Origin of the sequence: Corynebacterium pseudopelargi, assembly GCF_003814005.1 — a bacterium.
Classification (GTDB): domain Bacteria; phylum Actinomycetota; class Actinomycetes; order Mycobacteriales; family Mycobacteriaceae; genus Corynebacterium; species Corynebacterium pseudopelargi.
Genome location: NZ_CP033898.1, coordinates 2,215,733 through 2,232,134, shown reverse-complemented (window position 1 = coordinate 2,232,134; position 16,402 = coordinate 2,215,733). Strand labels below are relative to the sequence as shown.

Sequence of the window (16,402 nt, the reverse complement as noted above, 5' to 3'; positions counted from 1 at the left end):
CGTTTTAGTTGCTGCTCGCCGGCACGTAGTTCTCGTGCTTTTTCACCCAGGCAATCACGGCATAAGTAATGGGCATAACGAGCACTTCTACGAGCGTTTTCCAGATAAAGCCCACCACGACATAGTTGATGGTGTCTGCTGTGGTGGTGATGCCGATGACGGGTGCTGCGATGAGGCAGAACACGAGCGTATCGCCAAATTCGCCCACAATGGTTGAGCCGATCAGGCGCTGCCAGAGCGATCGCTCGCCGGTGCGCTTTTTCATGGCGGTGAGTGCCCATGCGTTGAGTAGCTGCCCGATGGCGTAGCCACAGAGCGAGGCCAGCACGATGCGTGGCACGAGCCCGAGCACGAGGGCGAATTGTTCTTGGTGCTCGTAGAAGTCTGCTGCTGGTAGCCAGATGGCGATGTAGAAGGCGATTACAGCCAAGATGGTGGTGAAAAAGCCCGTCCAGATGGCTCGGCGTGCGGCTTTAAAGCCATAGCATTCGCTCAGTACATCGCCGATGACGTAGGCGGCGGGGAAGAGGAAGAAGGCGCCGTCGGTGACGAGTGGGCCTAAGGTAATGCCCTTGGTGCTGGTGATGTTGGAAATTAAGTAGATGGCCACAAAGAGGGCCACGAGCACCGGGTAGTAGCTTTTTTGCACGGGGACGTAGGCGGGTTGAGTTGTCACGTCCTAGATACTCTCACATAGCCTAAAAGCATGAATATCCACGCGGGCCGCTATGCACCTTCGCCCAGCGGAGATCTCCACTTTGGTAATCTCCGCACCGCCTTGTTGGCCTGGCTGTATGCCAGAAGCTCGGGGCGCGACTTTCACATGCGCGTAGAAGATATTGATACGCAGCGCTCTTCAGCCGAATCCGCACAGCGCCAATTAGAAGATTTGGCGCTAATCGGCCTGGATTGGGATTCCTTGACGTTCCAGCACGAGCGCTTTGCTTTGTATGAGCAAGCCTTAGCAAAGCTCGATACGTATGAGTGCTACTGCTCGCGCAAAGATATCCAGCACGCGGCCTCTGCCCCGCACGCCATTCCCGGCCACTACCCAGGTACCTGCCGTGATTTGACCGAGGCGCAGCGTGAGCAGCGTCGCGCGGAGCTGGCTCAGCAGGGCAGGGTGCCTGCGATTCGTTTGCGGGCAACGCGTTCCACGCAGCCTGTTGATGATTACTTCCTAGGCCGCATCGAGGGCGAGGTAGACGATATGATTCTGCGCCGCGGCGGCCAGCAGCCGGATTGGGCTTATAACTTGGCCGTGGTGGTAGACGATGGCGCCCAGGGCATTGATCAGGTGGTGCGTGGAGATGACCTGGTATCTTCTGCAGGCCGCCAGGCCTATTTGGCTACGTTGCTCGGCATTGCTGTGCCCGAATATATCCATGTGCCTTTGGTGTTAAACCAGCAGGGCAAGCGTCTAGCTAAGCGCGATGGTGCGGTGACGCTGCGGCAGATGATGCAGCAGGGCGCTACAGCAGCAGATGTGGTGGAAGAACTCGGGGCATCGCTCAACCTTCAAGGGCGTAGCGCGGGTGAATTACTGGAACAATTCGAGCCCGATCAGGTGCCCAGGCAGCCCTATCGTTGGGAGAAGTAGCGCCAGGTGGCGGCGATGGTGAAAAAGCTTAAGGCCGTGAGCAGGGCGAATGTGCCGAATACTAGGGCGATGTTGCTGGAGTGATTCAGCAGCAGCATGGTGATGAGCGCGCCTGCAAATAGCGAGCTGAAGCAGAGGATGGCTTTGTTTTTAGCGATGAACTCGTGCATGCCTTTAACCTACACCAATTATTTACCCCTTTTTCGGGTAAAAATCGCTGCCGAATAATAGAAACGGATTAAGCCGTAAATAATAGTGGTGTCATTGTCCCTCCTTGGAAAGCACGTGAATGAACACCACCCCTGAGGTCGCCGACCGCAGCAAACCAGTGCTCAGCATGAGCAAAGCATGGGTGCAAGGTGTCGCCTTGGTCATGCTTCTTGGCTTCTTTGTCATGGGCTTCTTGGCGTACCGCACCTACGACGCCTCCATGCCGCTGCCTAAAAAAATCGTTGCCGAAAAAACCGGCGATACGCTAATCACCCAAGAACAAATCACCCACGGGCAGGAAATCTTCCAGGCCCGCGGCCTGCAACAATACGGATCAGTGCTCGGCCACGGCGCATACTTGGGCGCCGATTACACCGCCGAATACCTGCGCATGGCCACTGATCTTGCAGCAGAAGAATTTGCAAAAGCAGAACTGCCCCAAGGCACCGATGCCCACGATGCAGTGGTAGAAGAATTCCGAACCAACCGCTACAACGAAGACACCGGCGTACTTGAGTGGACCGATAACCAGATCAAAGCCTTCGAGCAAGCACAGCAGTATTACCTGGACTACTTCGGTACCAACTCCTTCGATCACGGCCTGCCCAAAGACTTCATCACCAACAAAGAAGACATCCGTGACCTCACGGCATTCTTTGGCTGGACCGCGTGGGCTGCCGCAGCAGAACGCCCCGGCCTGGATTACTCCTACACCAATAACTGGCCAGCAGAACCCCGCGTAGAAAACGGCCCCACTGCCGACATCGTGGTGTGGTCAGTGCTTTCCCTCATCGCACTGATCGGCGGCACCGGATTAATCTTCGCCATCTACGGGCGCTGGTCTAAGCAAATCGGCTGGCATTCAGAAGAACAGCTCAACCTCGACTTCAAACAACCAGGAGAAGTAGGCCTTACTAAATCTCAAAAAGTAGTGGCCTGGTTCTTCTTCGTTATCGTGCTGCTGTTTTTGATCCAATCCTTCCTCGGCGCCGCAGTGCAGCACTACCGCGCAGAAATCACCGGCTTCTTCGGATTACCACTGCAAGAAATCCTGCCCTATAACGTCGCCCGCACCTGGCACCTCCAGCTCTCCTTACTCTGGACCGCCGGCGGTCTGCTCGCAGCAGGGCTATTCCTCGCACCATTTATTGCCAAGAAAGAACCCAAGAAACAAGGCGTGCTCGCCTGGATCCTGCTGGGGGCTATCGCCTTCGTGGTGTTCGGCTCCATGGCATTTGAGTGGCTCTCCGCATTTGGCAAAGTGCCCGAAGGCTCGCTGTTCTCCCAGCAATGGGAATACTTAGATCTGCCGCGCTTCTTCCAGATCCTGCTCACCGCAGGCATGTTCATCTGGATCGCAATGATCTTCCGCTCCCTACACGGGCGCCTCAAAGGCGAGCACAAGTCCAATATGCCCTGGCTCTTCTTCTTCTCTGGCCTGACCATCCCCGGCTTCTACGCCGTAGGCATGCTCGCCGGCTCCGATACCCACATCTCCGTTGCCGAATTCTGGCGCTTCTGGGTCGTGCACCTCTGGGTTGAAGACTTCTTAGAGCTCTTCACCACCATCATGGTGGCCTATGTCTTCGTGCTGCTCGGCGTGATCCGCGAGCGCATCGCCCTGGGCATCATCTACCTCGACATCATCTTGTATTCCGTGGGCGGCGTTATCGGCACCATGCACCACCTCTACTTCTCGGGCACGCCCGTGGAGCACATGGCCTTAGGCGCCTTCTTCTCAGCCGCAGAAGTCGTGCCACTGACTCTGCTCACCGTAGAAGCATGGACCTTCCTGCAACTGGGTTCGCGCCAGCGCGCCTCCGGCGATCGCCCCTTCCCGCACCGCTGGGCTGTGCTGTTCCTCGTGGCCGTTGGCTTCTGGAACTTCCTCGGCGCCGGTGTGTTCGGCTTCTTGGTCAACCTCCCCGTCGTCTCCTACTACCAAATCGGCACCGCGCTGACGGCCAACCACGCACACGGCGCCATGATGGGCGTGTACGGATTCATGGCCATCGGCCTTGGAGTATTTGCCCTGCGCTACCTGCTGCCCAAGCGCTATTGGAACGACAAGCTCATGGGCTTAAGCTTCTGGCTGCTCAACATTGGTTTGTTGTGGATGGTGGTGATTTCGCTGCTGCCACTGGGCATTGTCCAGCTCTACCACTCCGTGGGCGAAGGCTATGTGGAGGCCCGCTCCCTGGGCTATCTCACCCAACCTGGCAACGCCATCCTCGAATGGCTGCGCCTGCCCGGCGATGTGCTCTTCCTCGCCGGCATCTTCCCCCTGCTGTGGATGGGCTTCAAAGGCCTGCTGCACAACAAAGAAATCCCCACCGTGGATACCCAACCCGATAACGCCCTCTACTCCGTCATTTCGCTTGACGACGCCCCCGACACCAACACCCCAGCACACTCACAGGTGGGTCTGGTCTCAGGCGGGCACGGCCGCGTTGATCGGCGCGCTGAAGATGAGCCACGCGGGGGCGTCGAAAAGTGAACACCCCAGACGTGTTCACCTGGCTAGCGGGCGCCTACGCCATCTTCCTCCTGGGGGTGGCGTGGGGCTTCGACCGCATGGCGCAACACACCTCCAACAGAACCAGCGACATGCGCACCGGAACCTTCCGCTACGTCGAACAACACGACGCCTGGCAATGCCCCGAAGACCACTGGCTCTGGCCATCCAGCTTCGACCCAGAAAACCGAGTAATGCGCTACCGCGCACACCCCACCGTGTGCAACAACTGCCCAGTCAAACAAAGCTGCACCGCAAGCGCACACGGACGCGAAGTAACCAGACAACTCGACCCCTGGCCACACTCAGACTCCGGGCGATTCCACCGCGGCATCGCACTAGGGGTAGCGCTCATGGGACTCATCCTGCCACTGGTCTCCCTGATCCAATACCACACAATCGCAGACCTGCTCCTCATCGGCGCAGTGCTCGTGATCATGATCGGCGGCACCATCCCACTGGCCAAACACCTATGGAACACGCCCTCCAACTTCCCCACCACAGTGCATGTGCCCCACCTGGATGACAGACAGGCAGAAATCGAAGCAGCGGTGGATCGCTACGCACGCCGCTACGGATCCGACGCACGCAAACTTGCCCAAGAAAGGAAGCGCCCATGAGCGCACTCGTATTCTGGCCAATCATGGCCGGCATCCTCATCGCCATCCTGGTGGTACTGCTTTCCTACTCCATCAAAGTGATCAAACAATACGAACGCGGCGTCGCATTTCGCTTCGGACACGTCAAACCACTCATGGAACCAGGACTGCACTTCCTCATCCCCGGCGTGGACAAGCTCGAAAGAGTAGACCAGCGCGTAGTCACCCTCACCATCCCGCCACAGGAGATCATCACCAAAGACAATGTCTCCGTGCGCGTGAACGCCGTAGTGATGTTCGAAGTGCTCGACTCACTCAAGGCGGTGCTAGAGGTAGAAAACTACGCAGTAGCCACCTCACAGATCGCACAAACGACGCTGCGCTCCCTCCTCGGCCGCGCCGACCTTGACGACCTCCTCGCACACCGCGAAGAACTCAACGAAGACCTGCGCAAAATCATCAACGGCCAAACCACCCGCTGGGGCGTAGAAACCCGCATCGTGGAAATCAAAGACGTAGAAATCCCCGAAGCAATGCAACGCGCCCTCGCCCGCGAAGCCGAAGCCGAACGCGAACGCCGCGCCAAAGTGATCTCCGCACACGGCGAACTCCAATCCTCCGTGGAACTACGCCAAGCCGCCGAAGAACTACAAAAAGCACCAGCCGCACTCCAACTGCGCTACCTACAAACAGTGCTCGAACTCGGCGCCGACCAGAACTCCACCATCGTGTTCCCGCTGCCCATCGACATCATGCAAGGCTTCATGGACAAAGCCACACAAATGGGCATCCCCCTGCCCAAAATCACCGGCAAACAACCCGAAAGTGAATAGGCAAGCACAGAAGCAATTTGGAGGAAAGTAAGAGCCAGCCTTTGGCTGGCTCTTTTCCTTTTGGTCGGCCCTTTTGGGCCGACCCCTGTCGTGATTGACCAGGACGCACCCCTGGACGCGAGCGCAATCCTTGAAGATGCACCCCTGGACGCGAGCAGCTCGTCAACGCCACGCCAGAAGCGATTCAGCGCTGCCCAAATGCTGCTAGGAGGGTGGTGGGTGGTGTGCACTTTCCGGTGTCATTTCGCCGGAAATTCGGGGATTGAGCGTTGATTGCCATGGGAAAGTGCACGCGGGTTGGGGATTTGGTGTGGTTTGTGGCTGGGGTGTGCCGTTTCCCATGTCATTCGTGGCGAGAATCGGGGATTGGCTCGTGATTGCCATGGGAAAGTGCACGGTGGCTCAGGAATGGGGTGGGTTTTGGAGTGCGGTGTGCGGTTTCCAGTGTCATTCGGGATAGGAATTCCGGTTTGCGAGCTGATCGCCATGTGAAAGTGCACACGAGGTGGGGGATTCGGTGTGGTTTGTGGCTGGGGTGTGCACTTTCCAGTGTCATTCGCGCCGAGATTCGGGGATTTGGTGTTGATTGCCATGGGAAAGTGCACACAGGTTGCTGAAACTGGGGCGGCCGGGGCACAGAATGTGCATTTTCCAGTGTCATTCGCGCCGAGATTCGGGGATTTGGTGTTGATTGTCATGGGAAAGCGCACGCTGGCTGAGGATCGGGCTGGGTTTAAGGCGCCGGGTGTGCGGTTTCCAGTGTCATTCGTGGCGAGATCCGGGGATTTGGTGTTGATTGTCATGGGAAAGTGCACGGTGGCTGAGGATTGGGCTGGGTTTAAGGCCCGGGGTGTGCACTTCCCAGTGTCATTCGCGGCGGAATCCGGAACCTAGAAGCCAAACGACATGGGAAAGTGCACGCGCCACAGCGCGCCACATCCCGCCACATCCCGCCACATCGAGCCAACACTTGCGCCCCCAACACACCCCGCACCCGAAACGCAGAAACACCCCGAGCCGGAGCTCGGGGTGTTTGTGTTGGCGGAGGATGTGGGATTTGAACCCACGAGGGTCGTGAAACCCGCACGCGTTCCAGGCGTGTGACATAGGCCGCTAGTCGAATCCTCCAGCGTGAGCGCTTCTTGCGCAAAGGCGCGCGAAGTGCGTACCGGGATTAGTGTACTCACGGAACGCCCCGATGCAAAATGGCTGGTGGTGGGGGCTTTGGGCGTCGAAAAGCTAGGGAAAAAGGAGCGAAATGGCAAATGGGACGTTGCTGCGCTATTGTCTTGGGCAGGACTTCGCATGGCGCTTATCCCATGAACTCCCCCAGGGCAGGAATGCAGCAAGGGTCAGTGGGCTCTGGCGGGTGTGCGGAGTCCCTTTTTAATGGGCGGGGGAGCCGTTACACTTAAAGCCCAGTGCACACGAAGAGAAAGGGCTGCACATGAGCATCGACGCGTTGAATACCCAGAAACTGCAGGAACATGCAGAAGAGATTCGCCAACAATACGAGGATCTAAAGGCCAAGAACCTCAACCTCGATCTCACTCGCGGCAAGCCCTCTTCTGAGCAACTCGACTTTTCCAACGAGCTGCTGAGCCTGCCGGGGCAGAACTACCGCACCGAATCTGGTGTGGATACCCGCAACTACGGCGGCCTGGTCGGTATCCAGGAGATCCGTAACCTCTGGGCCCAGGTGCTGGGCATTCCCGCGGAGAACATTGTGGCTGGCGATGCCTCCAGCCTGAACATCATGTTTGACCTGATCTCTTGGTCGTATATCTGGGGCAACAACGATTCCGAGCGCCCCTGGTCCCAGGAGGACAAAGTCAAGTGGCTGTGCCCCGTGCCCGGCTACGATCGTCACTTCTCCATCACTGAGCACTTCGGCTTCGAGATGATCAATGTGCCGCTCACCCAAGACGGCCCGGACATGGACGTGGTGCGCGAACTGGTCAAGGATCCGCAGGTCAAGGGCATGTGGACGGTGCCCGTCTTCGCCAACCCCACGGGCATTACCTTCTCTGAGGAGGTCTGCCGCGAGCTTGCTTCCATGGAAACCGCGGCGCCTGATTTCCGCATCGTGTGGGATAACGCTTATGCCGTGCACACCCTCACTGATACTTTCCCCGTGGTCCACGATGTGCTGAGCATGGGCGCAGAGGCCGGCAACCCGAATCGCTTCTGGTTTATGAGCTCCACTTCCAAGATCACTTTGGCGGGTGCGGGCGTGGCTTTCTTTGCTTCTTCGAAGGAGAACCTGGACTGGTATTCCGAGCACGCCAATATCCGTGGCATTGGCCCGAATAAGGTGAGCCAGCTTGCTCACGTGGAGTTCTTTGGTGGCCCTGAGGGCGTGTATGAGCAGATGCGTAAGCACGCTGGCAGTTTGGCTCCGAAGTTCGCTCGTGTGCTGGAGATCCTCAATGAGCGCTTGGCTCCTTTCGGTGCCGCTGAGTGGACTGAGCCCGAGGGTGGCTATTTCATTAGCGTGAACGTGGTGCCTGGTACGGCTTCGCGTGTGGTGGAGCTTGCGCGCGAGGCTGGTATTTCGCTTACCGGCGCTGGTTCTTCTTTCCCCTTGAAGCAGGATCCGAACAACGAGAACATTCGCCTCGCCCCCTCTTTGCCGCCGGTTTCGGAGCTTGAGGTGGCGATGGATGGCTTCGCTACTTGCGTATTGCTGGCAGCGCTTGAGGCTGCTTAAAGCTTGTCGACGTCCCACCAGGAGCATTCCCCATGGACTTAGAGGCATCGCTGCTGTGGCAGCAGGGCGTTTTCCCCGGCAACCTCGAAGAAGTACCCGCTGAGCCTGGTTGTGGGGTGAGCGTGGCCGTTTCCGATTTGGGCGGCGAAATCCTCGCCACCACCTTGAACTTCAATGAGGTAGACACGGGCCTGCACTCTGAGGACGAGGGCGCTGCGATCCGCAGTGAGATCTTCACTGTGGGCCGCGTGGATGCTGAGGTGGCTGTGAGCGCTTTGCAGCAGGTGTGCGCCAAGCTTGCTGCCTTTAACCAAAAGCTTCTGGGCATGGTGCCGGCTAAGCCCGGCACTATGGTGCCCGGCTTGGAGCTGGAGGGCACTTCGGTGCGCCATGGGGTGTTTGTGGTGCCCTATGTGTGGGGCGAGCAGGTGCCGCGTTTTAGCGAGGCTGGCCGCCTGGTGGTGATGCTGCAATTGGTGCTGCTTACAGATCAAGAATATGACTACGCCGTGACCTACGGCGTTTCGGCCTTGCAGCAGGCCTTGGGGGAGCAGGGCGTTGATCTTCTAGATTGGCAGCGCTGAGCTGCTGCGATGTGGCCTGTTCGGGTGATACTTTCCCCACGCTGGGAGCAAATCGGTGGTGGGTAGGTAGTGTTTAGTCCGTGGCTTTGTATAGGAAGTATCGCCCCGGCTCTTTTGCGGAGGTTGTGGGGCAAGAACAGGTAACCGTCCCGCTTTCGCGTGCCCTTGATAGCGGCAACATTAACCACGCCTACCTCTTTTCTGGGCCGCGTGGTTGCGGTAAGACTTCCTCGGCGCGCATCCTTGCGCGTTCTTTAAACTGCGCCGAAGGGCCTACCTCTACCCCTTGCGGCAAGTGTGCTTCTTGTGTGGCGCTGGCCCCGAACGGGCCTGGCACCTTGGACGTAACCGAGCTGGATGCCGCGAGTAACAACGGCGTGGAGGACATGCGTGAGCTGCGCGATCGCGCCATGTACGCCCCGGCTGAGTCGCGCTATCGCATCTTCATCATCGACGAAGCCCACATGATCACCAACTCTGGTGCCAATGCGTTGCTCAAGATCGTCGAGGAGCCACCGGCGCACCTGATCTTCATCTTCGCCACCACTGAGCCCGAAAAAGTGATTGGCACGATCCGTTCGCGCACCCACCACTATCCTTTCCGCCTGCTTACTCCCCAGGCCATGCGCGGACTTATACAGCGCACCGCCGCCGCCGAGCACGCCCACATTGACGATGCCGTCTACCCCCTCGTCATCCGCGCCGGCGGGGGTTCGCCGCGCGATACGCTCTCGGTATTAGACCAGCTCCTGGCAGGTGCTGGCCCCGAGGGCTTGAGCTACGACACTGCCCGCATGTTGCTGGGTGTAACCGACGATTCGCTTATCGACGCCGCCGTGGAAGCCCTCGCCGACCAACACAAGGCAGGACTGTTCGCAGTGGTCGATGAGGTCATTGAAGCCGGCATCGATCCCCGCCGATTCACCTCCGATCTCCTGGATCGCCTGCGTGATCTGATGGTGCTCCAAGCTGTGCCCGAAGCCCTTGACTCCGGGCTCGTTGATGCCCCCGCCGACCGCCACGAGACGCTCAAAGAGCAAGCGAACGCCTTCCCCGAAGGCGGCATTGCCGCCTATGCGTCGATGGTCAACGAAAACATGACGGAACTGCGCGGCGCGACTTCTCCGCGCCTGCTGCTGGAAATCCTCTGCGCCAAGATGATCTTTGGCGTGCAAGCCCCGGCAGTGGCAGCCCCCGAAGCGCCCGCCGCTGCACCGGCAGAAAGCCCCCAGCCTGCGCGCAAGAGCAAATACGACCGCGAGGCCTTGCGTCGAGCCCGCGAGGAGCGCGAACGCCAGCAGCGCGAGCAGGCCGAGGCCGCGGCCCAAAAACCGCAGTCGCAGCCAGCACCCGAGCCCGAACCGGAGCCGGAGCCTGCGCCTGCGCCTGAACCTGCAGCGACGCCTGCGCCTGCGGCGGTGCCTGAGCCTGCGCCTGCGCCGGAGCCTGCGGCACAACAAGATGTGGAAGAACTCGCCCGCGAGCATTGGGCGGAGATCCGCAAACTCGTGCACCAAAAGAAGGCCGTGGCAGGCATCATGCTTACCGAGGCCCGCGTGCTCGGCCAGCGCGAAGGCACCTTAATCATCGGCCACAACACCGGGGCGCTGGCTGCAAGGCTCAATGATCCTTCCAATAATGCGGTGCTTGTCCAGGCAATCCGAGAGATCACCGGCAGCGATGTCGCGGTGGAATGTGTGGTGGGGCAGCGCCCAAAAGACGCGGGGTTCAGTGAGCCCGAGGCGCACACTGAGCCTCCCGCAGTAGCGCCAGAGCCTGAAAAAGAAGAAGACGACGATGGCTGGGGCACCCCGGTGCAAATCGGCCGCAATGCCGACCCGGAACCAGCACCGAGCCCTGCCCCTGAGCCTGCCCCTCAACCTGAGCCCGAGCCGGCCACGTTCTCAGACGGCAGCCCCTTGCCGCCTGAGCCCGATGATTTTTATGGCTACGGCCCAGACGAAGGGATGCCCGAGCCTGTGGCGAAGCCGGCGCCCAAACGACCAGAGCCCCAGCCCGAGCCTGAGCCTGAGCAGCGCAGCCGCGAGCAGGAAGAAGAGGAGATGCTGCGCGAGGTGCGCGATGGTGCCAAAAGCGCCGATCATCGCGATGCGTTGACGGTGGCCATGGATCTGCTTGGCCAGGAGTTGGGTGCAAAGCCCCTCTAAGGGCTGTCTAGTACACTTGGCGCGAGCGAATTTTCTAACAGCACACCTGAAAGGCAATGTGAATATGACTCAGCCCGATATGAATGAATTGATGCAGCAGGCAGCCCAGATGCAGGCACAGTTGAAGGCCGCCGAGCAGGAAATTCTTGAGTCCACCGTCACCGGCACCGCTGGCAATGGTTTGGTCAGCATTGACCTTGGTGGCAATGGCGTGATGCGCAACATCAGCATTGACAAGCAGGTTGTAGACCCAGAGGATGTGGATACCCTGCAGGATCTGATCATGGGTGCGTTTGCCGATGCTCACACCAAGCTTGGCGAGCTCGCAGAGCAGAAGATGGGCCCAGTGCAGCAGATGTTCGACACCATGCCCGGAATGTTCTAAGCCCACCTTGTTCACGGCCAGCGCCTGGCTGGCCGTTTTCTTATTCCTGCACGCTGGAAAGGATCGCCCCGTGTTTGAAGGCCCGTTGCAAGACTTGATTGATGAATTCTCGCGCTTACCTGGCGTGGGGCCGAAGTCTGCGCAGCGCATCGCCTTTCACCTCTTGCATGTGGAGCCCACAGATATTGAGCGCTTGCAGGCAGCGCTTGGGGCCGTGCGCGAGGGCGTGACGTTTTGCCGCATTTGCTGCAATATTTCCCGGGCCGAAGTCTGCCGCATCTGCGCCGATTCTTCGCGCGATCGCGGCTTGATCTGCGTGGTTGAAGAGCCCAAAGATATCCAGGTTATTGAGCGCACCGGCGAATTCAATGGCCGCTATCACGTGCTCGGCGGCGCGCTTGATCCGCTGGCCAATATCGGCCCGCGCGAGCTGAACATCACCCAGTTGTTGCAGCGCATCGGCGAGGTGGTTCAAGACCGTGAGCTGGCCGATTCCACCCCTGAACAGCCGCTTTTCGACGCTCCCCCGCGCATCACCGAAGTCATCATCGCCACCGACCCGAACACCGAGGGAGAAGCCACCGCTTCTTATTTGGCGCGCCTTCTGCGGGACTTCCCCGACCTCGTGATCTCGCGTTTGGCCTCCGGCATGCCCCTTGGTGGCGACCTGGAGTTTGTCGACGAACTGACCTTATCCAGGGCGCTAAGCGGGCGATTGAAGCTCTAGCGCATGCGCTCCTTGCGAAGCTGTGCGACCACCTCAATATCTAAAGGCTCAAGGTCTGCCAAGCTCTTGCCCATGGCCTGAGCAAGCAATAGGTCTGCCAACTGGGGGTTGCGTGCTAGGGCAGGGCCGTGCATATAGGTGCAAATGACGCTGCCTTGCACCACGCCTTCAACACCAACCTGCGCGCCATCATCTTTGGCGCCAAAGGCATCAGTATTACCAATGCCCCTTGTCACCTTGCCCAGCGGCTGTGCATCCGGGCCGATGAGGGTGGCACCCATGTGGTTTTCAAAGCCAGTAAGCGGCTGGTCGAGCTGCGCTGTGATGCCAGCGCCAGTAGGCGAGGACTGCACCTCGCCGATGGCACGCTTTTCTAGGGAGACAGTGGTGGCGTCGATAAGCCCAACACCTTCCACGATGCCCTCAGAGGCGCGGAAGCTTGTGCCAAGGACCTGCAAACCGGCGCAAATGCCCAGCACAGGGCGCCCGGCGTTGGCGGCGCGGATCAGGCCGCCATCCTTGCGCAAGTGCTCAGAGGCCAGCACCTGGGCGGTATCTTCGCCGCCGCCAACGCAATAGACATCCAGCGACTCGGGCACAGCCTCGCCCAATTTGATGGGCCGAATCTCTGCATCAATGCCGCGCATGCGGGCACGCTGGCGCAACACGAGGGCGTTGCCATCATCGCCGTAGGTGCCAAGAACGTCCGGCAAAATCAGTCCGATGCTAAGCATTTAAGCCTCCTTCTTGGCTTCGAGCGCGCGCTTGAGATCGCGGAAGGCAGTGTAATTGGCCAACACCTCCACGCGGCCAGGCGGGCAGGCCTGGATGGCCTCGACAGGGTCTTTGAGCAGCTCATGCTGCACAGAGGCATAAGTTAAGCGCACGGCTAAGTCGGTGCCGCGCTCGCCGGAGGCCTTCACGGCGAGGGTTTCGAGCTCCTCGAACTTGACATCCCAAAGCCAGGAGAGATCCTCGCCATCGGCCACCTGGCCATTGACCGCAATGACCAAACCCTCGGCGCTGCGATCCACCATAGAAAGAGCTTCCTGCCAGCCAGCGGGGTTCTTCGCCAGGAGCAAGTGAATCTGGTGCTCGCCCAAGGTGATGGTGGAGTAGCGGCCTGCTACGTCATCAACGGTTTCTACCGCTGCCACGGCCTGGTCTAAAGCAATATCGAAACGCTCCACAGCACCGGCCACCGCCTGGGTGGCGTTGCCGCGGTTGGCGTTGCCGGGCAGAGCCAAGTGCAAAGCCACAGGCTCGTCTTGGTCGCGCTGGATGCCTTCGGGCGTGATCGCCCAGGTAGGCGTTGGGCGGCGGAACGTTCGGCCGTCGGCAAGCGGCTTTACCGCATACCAATCCTTGCCATCGTGCACGATGTGGCCGCCGGTGCGCGGACACGAGACTGCATCGCCAAGCCAGCCAGCACCTGCAGAAACCCACACAACGTTCGGGGCATCAAAGGCGATGGAAGTAATCAGCACATCATCACAATTGGCAATCACCGTCATATCCGGGTGGGCGTTCACGCACTCGCGCAGGGCGCGCTCAATCTTGTTAATCTCACCCACACGATCAAGCTGATCGCGCGACAAATTCAGCAACACCAGACACTGCGGCTTCAAACGCTCGGCCACCTTCGGCACATGCAACTCATCTACCTCAAGCACCACATGCGAAGCATCGCGGCCAGCCAAAAGCGCAGAAATGATGCCAGCATCCATATTGTCGCCACCCTCATTGGTGGCCACCGTGAACTTCGTGCGCAAAGCAGAAGCCAACATGCGAGTAGTAGTGGACTTGCCATTCGTGCCGGTCACCAGCGCCACCGGGCGATCGCCACCAAGAGAAAGCATGATGTTCGGGTCGATCTTCTCTGCAACCAAACCACCGATCATGCCGCCAGAACCCCGGCCCGTAGCGCGCGAGGCCTGAGTAGCAAGCTTCGCCGCAGACACAGCGAGCGCACTGCGAATCCGGCCAAAAGACACAGAAGGTAACGTCATGCCGAGCAATTCTAGTCTTTTGTGCGCTTACCCTCCGCCACGTGCTCACAGGCCTGCAAAAACTCCTCATCACTGAGCAGCGGAATACCCTTGCGATCCCCGTGCATCGCCTTACCCACCAAATCGGCGCGCTTATTACACACCACCACCGAAGTTTGACGAGTCAGCTTCTCGCTATACGCCAAGTGCTCACGCACAGCGGCCTCAATGATCACATCTGGATCCATCGCAATCTCCGGGGCTACCACCACCTCCATGCCCTGCACCAAACCACGCTCAGGGGTGTATACACCGGGGTTTTCATACTCACGGGGCACATGAGTGGCATCGATACGCACATCCGAGCGCTGCAGCCCGAACTTATCCGCCCGAAGCTCATCAGGAGTTTGCACAGCCAACACCTGCCAAGCGCGCTGCACGAAGAACATCCGGGCGATCATCAACGTTTCCTCACGGCTGGTTTCAGCCTCACTGAGCTTGGTGCGCGCAACGCTTGCCTGCGCAGGCGGGGCCTCAAGACCCAACTCCTTAGCCACATTCAGCACCCGAGTATCCGCAAACTGCAGCCCGCGCCTGCGAGCCGAAGCTAAGGTATCCACAATCTCCTGCGGCTGCGGCACATGACCCACACGCTGACGCCGCTTTTGCTGGCGACCCCGCTGCCGATTCGCCCGCGCCGCCTCAGCCATCGCACGACGCGCCTCCGACACCACAAAACCCCACACCCGCGGAGCATTATGCACTAAGAGCACACGACCATCGATGAGCTTATCCACGCGCTTGAGCACCTCACCAAAGCGCTTACCCTGCGCAATCTCATCCTCACGCAAACCATGCAGATGATACGGGCCAGGATCCTTACCCGAATTGAGCACCACATGGAACTGCTCCACCTGCTCACCATCTTCAGAAAACGTCACCGCATCAATACTGACCAGCCGCGACGTTGAAGGATGAATCCCAGAACTGCGCACCGAAAGCGCCACATAGGGCGCGCGTTCAATCGCCTCACGATCCACACTCGGGGTCGTTTGCTTCCTACGCTGCTGCTTCTGCGCGCCCGCATTGGACTGTTGCTTCTGATTCTGCTGGGCAGCGTTGTTGCGCTGTGTGTTGTTGGTGGAGTTGTTGCTGTGCTGAGCATTGCTGGAGTTGTTGGTGCGCTGAGCGTTGTTGGAGGTGTTGGTGCGCTGAGCACCGTTGCGATTTGGCCGACGGCGACGCCCACCCCGACGGCGCCTGCCTTGGCGCTGCGCCTGCTGCTCATTCCGCTGCTCATCACTCATGGGCCTAGTGTATCGGTGCACGTAGCAACTAAGTGCAACGGCGCTCAAGAGGAGCGTGCTTGCTAATCGGGTGGGGTTGATCAAGGGCTTCTGTGCTGTGAGGCGAGGGCCGCGAAAACGCGGGGTTGCTTGGGCTTTGGCTCGGGGTGTGCGTTTTCCAGTGTCATTCGGGCGGGAATTCCGGGTTTGGATGCTGATTGACATGGGAAAGTGCACGCCGGGTGTTAGCGGGGCTTGGGCTTTGGCTCGGGATGTGCCGTTTCCCATGTCATTCGGGTGGGAATTTCAGAATTGGGTCGTGATTGTCATGGGAAAGTGCACGCCGGGTGTTCGCGGGGCTTGGGATTTGGTTCGGGGTGTGCCGTTTCCCATGTCATTCGGGCAAGAAAACCGGGATTAGATCGTGATCGCCATGGGAAAGTGCACGGGGGCTGGTAAATATGGCGTGGTTTGTGGCCTGGGTGTGCAGTTTCCCGTGTCATTTGTGGCGAGATTCTGCTGTAGCAAGCCAAACGTCATGGGAAAGTGCACACCGGGTGAGGATTGGACGTGGTTGAGGTGTGGGATGTGCCGTTTCCCATGTCACTCGGGGCGGGATCCTGGTGTAGCAAGCCAAACGTCATGGGAAAGTGCACCCCTCTGGTGTTGGGTGGCCCTGATTGTTTTTGAATTGCTGGGAGAAGGAAAGGGCTCAGTATTCGTTCAGGGGGCTAAAAGGTTTTTCACTTAGTGCGCGTTTCATTTGGCCAGCGCACAGCGTAAAACGCGGCTCTGCG

At 59.2% G+C, this 16,402-nt stretch carries 14 protein-coding genes, 1 tRNA gene and 1 other RNA gene; 10 read left to right on the top strand and 6 right to left on the bottom strand.

Annotated elements, in window-relative coordinates; genetic code table 11:
* Positions 1–4: 4 nt before the first annotated feature.
* Positions 5–676, bottom strand: coding sequence for a queuosine precursor transporter (locus CPPEL_RS10490; protein ID WP_123961068.1), 672 nt, complete (start codon positions 674–676; stop codon positions 5–7).
* A gap of 30 nt (positions 677–706) precedes the next feature.
* Here CPPEL_RS10490 and gluQRS point away from each other — a divergent pair, with 30 nt between their 5' ends.
* A complete protein-coding gene (gene gluQRS, locus CPPEL_RS10485) occupies positions 707–1,600 on the top strand; it encodes a tRNA glutamyl-Q(34) synthetase GluQRS (RefSeq protein ID WP_123961067.1) in 894 nt (297 codons plus the stop codon).
* Here gluQRS and CPPEL_RS10480 read toward each other — a convergent pair.
* Positions 1,582–1,770: a hypothetical protein gene (locus CPPEL_RS10480; protein ID WP_123961066.1), complete on the bottom strand. Its 189-nt coding sequence runs from the start codon at positions 1,768–1,770 to the stop codon at positions 1,582–1,584. The genes gluQRS and CPPEL_RS10480 overlap by 19 nt on opposite strands.
* Before the next feature lie 119 nt (positions 1,771–1,889).
* On the opposite strand from CPPEL_RS10480, the gene CPPEL_RS10475 reads away from it, so the two are divergent.
* From CPPEL_RS10475 to CPPEL_RS10465, 3 genes are read left to right on the top strand one after another with little or no spacing between them, the layout of a single operon-like run.
* Positions 1,890–4,307 carry a nitric-oxide reductase large subunit gene (locus tag CPPEL_RS10475; protein ID WP_123961065.1) on the top strand — a complete coding sequence of 806 codons (2,418 nt, stop codon included), beginning with the start codon at positions 1,890–1,892 and terminating at the stop codon, positions 4,305–4,307.
* A complete protein-coding gene (locus tag CPPEL_RS10470) occupies positions 4,304–4,945 on the top strand; it encodes a hypothetical protein (protein ID WP_123961064.1) in 642 nt (213 codons plus the stop codon). The genes CPPEL_RS10475 and CPPEL_RS10470 overlap by 4 nt, the downstream gene beginning before the upstream one ends.
* Complete coding sequence (locus CPPEL_RS10465) at positions 4,942–5,757, top strand: SPFH domain-containing protein (protein WP_123961063.1); 816 nt, start codon at positions 4,942–4,944, stop codon at positions 5,755–5,757. The genes CPPEL_RS10470 and CPPEL_RS10465 overlap by 4 nt, the downstream gene beginning before the upstream one ends.
* A gap of 1,039 nt (positions 5,758–6,796) precedes the next feature.
* On the opposite strand, the gene CPPEL_RS10460 is transcribed toward CPPEL_RS10465, so the two are convergent.
* Positions 6,797–6,885, bottom strand: a tRNA-Ser gene (locus CPPEL_RS10460).
* 164 nt (positions 6,886–7,049) lie between these two features.
* On the opposite strand from CPPEL_RS10460, the gene ffs reads away from it, so the two are divergent.
* From ffs to recR, 6 genes are all read left to right on the top strand, one after another.
* An RNA gene (gene ffs, locus CPPEL_RS10455) (signal recognition particle sRNA small type) lies at positions 7,050–7,146 on the top strand.
* Positions 7,147–7,204: 58 nt separating this feature from the next.
* The gene (locus tag CPPEL_RS10450) at positions 7,205–8,467 is read left to right on the top strand and encodes an aspartate aminotransferase type Ic (protein WP_123961062.1); all 1,263 of its coding nucleotides are present in this window, start codon (positions 7,205–7,207) and stop codon (positions 8,465–8,467) included.
* Between the two features lie 32 nt (positions 8,468–8,499).
* A complete protein-coding gene (locus CPPEL_RS10445) occupies positions 8,500–9,051 on the top strand; it encodes a suppressor of fused domain protein (RefSeq protein ID WP_123961061.1) in 552 nt (183 codons plus the stop codon).
* A gap of 80 nt (positions 9,052–9,131) precedes the next feature.
* Complete coding sequence (locus CPPEL_RS10440) at positions 9,132–11,219, top strand: DNA polymerase III subunit gamma and tau (RefSeq protein WP_123961060.1); 2,088 nt, start codon at positions 9,132–9,134, stop codon at positions 11,217–11,219.
* 64 nt (positions 11,220–11,283) lie between these two features.
* Positions 11,284–11,604, top strand: coding sequence for a YbaB/EbfC family nucleoid-associated protein (locus CPPEL_RS10435; protein WP_123961059.1), 321 nt, complete (start codon positions 11,284–11,286; stop codon positions 11,602–11,604).
* 70 nt (positions 11,605–11,674) lie between these two features.
* On the top strand, positions 11,675–12,331 hold the full coding sequence (gene recR, locus CPPEL_RS10430; protein WP_123961058.1) for a recombination mediator RecR: 657 nt from the start codon (positions 11,675–11,677) through the stop codon (positions 12,329–12,331).
* On the opposite strand, the gene CPPEL_RS10425 is transcribed toward recR, so the two are convergent.
* From CPPEL_RS10425 to CPPEL_RS10415, 3 genes are read right to left on the bottom strand one after another with little or no spacing between them, the layout of a single operon-like run.
* The gene (locus CPPEL_RS10425) at positions 12,328–13,065 is read right to left on the bottom strand and encodes a type 1 glutamine amidotransferase (RefSeq protein ID WP_123961057.1); all 738 of its coding nucleotides are present in this window, start codon (positions 13,063–13,065) and stop codon (positions 12,328–12,330) included. The genes recR and CPPEL_RS10425 overlap by 4 nt on opposite strands.
* Positions 13,066–14,340 carry a Mur ligase family protein gene (locus tag CPPEL_RS10420; protein ID WP_123961056.1) on the bottom strand — a complete coding sequence of 425 codons (1,275 nt, stop codon included), beginning with the start codon at positions 14,338–14,340 and terminating at the stop codon, positions 13,066–13,068.
* 11 nt (positions 14,341–14,351) lie between these two features.
* On the bottom strand, positions 14,352–15,626 hold the full coding sequence (locus tag CPPEL_RS10415; RefSeq protein ID WP_123961055.1) for an exonuclease domain-containing protein: 1,275 nt from the start codon (positions 15,624–15,626) through the stop codon (positions 14,352–14,354).
* Positions 15,627–16,402: the final 776 nt, after the last annotated feature.

Excerpts from the sequence above, each read along its gene's own strand:
- gluQRS (WP_123961067.1), top strand. The coding sequence starts at position 707 with ATGAATATCCACGCGGGCCGCTATGCACCTTCGCCCAGCGGAGATCTC.
- CPPEL_RS10480 (WP_123961066.1), bottom strand. The coding sequence starts at position 1,770 with ATGCACGAGTTCATCGCTAAAAACAAAGCCATCCTCTGCTTCAGCTCG.
- CPPEL_RS10475 (WP_123961065.1), top strand. The coding sequence starts at position 1,890 with ATGAACACCACCCCTGAGGTCGCCGACCGCAGCAAACCAGTGCTCAGC.
- CPPEL_RS10465 (WP_123961063.1), top strand. The coding sequence starts at position 4,942 with ATGAGCGCACTCGTATTCTGGCCAATCATGGCCGGCATCCTCATCGCC.
- CPPEL_RS10450 (WP_123961062.1), top strand. The coding sequence starts at position 7,205 with ATGAGCATCGACGCGTTGAATACCCAGAAACTGCAGGAACATGCAGAA.
- CPPEL_RS10445 (WP_123961061.1), top strand. The coding sequence starts at position 8,500 with ATGGACTTAGAGGCATCGCTGCTGTGGCAGCAGGGCGTTTTCCCCGGC.
- CPPEL_RS10435 (WP_123961059.1), top strand. The coding sequence starts at position 11,284 with ATGACTCAGCCCGATATGAATGAATTGATGCAGCAGGCAGCCCAGATG.
- CPPEL_RS10425 (WP_123961057.1), bottom strand. The coding sequence starts at position 13,065 with ATGCTTAGCATCGGACTGATTTTGCCGGACGTTCTTGGCACCTACGGC.
- CPPEL_RS10420 (WP_123961056.1), bottom strand. The coding sequence starts at position 14,340 with ATGACGTTACCTTCTGTGTCTTTTGGCCGGATTCGCAGTGCGCTCGCT.
- CPPEL_RS10415 (WP_123961055.1), bottom strand. The coding sequence starts at position 15,626 with ATGAGTGATGAGCAGCGGAATGAGCAGCAGGCGCAGCGCCAAGGCAGG.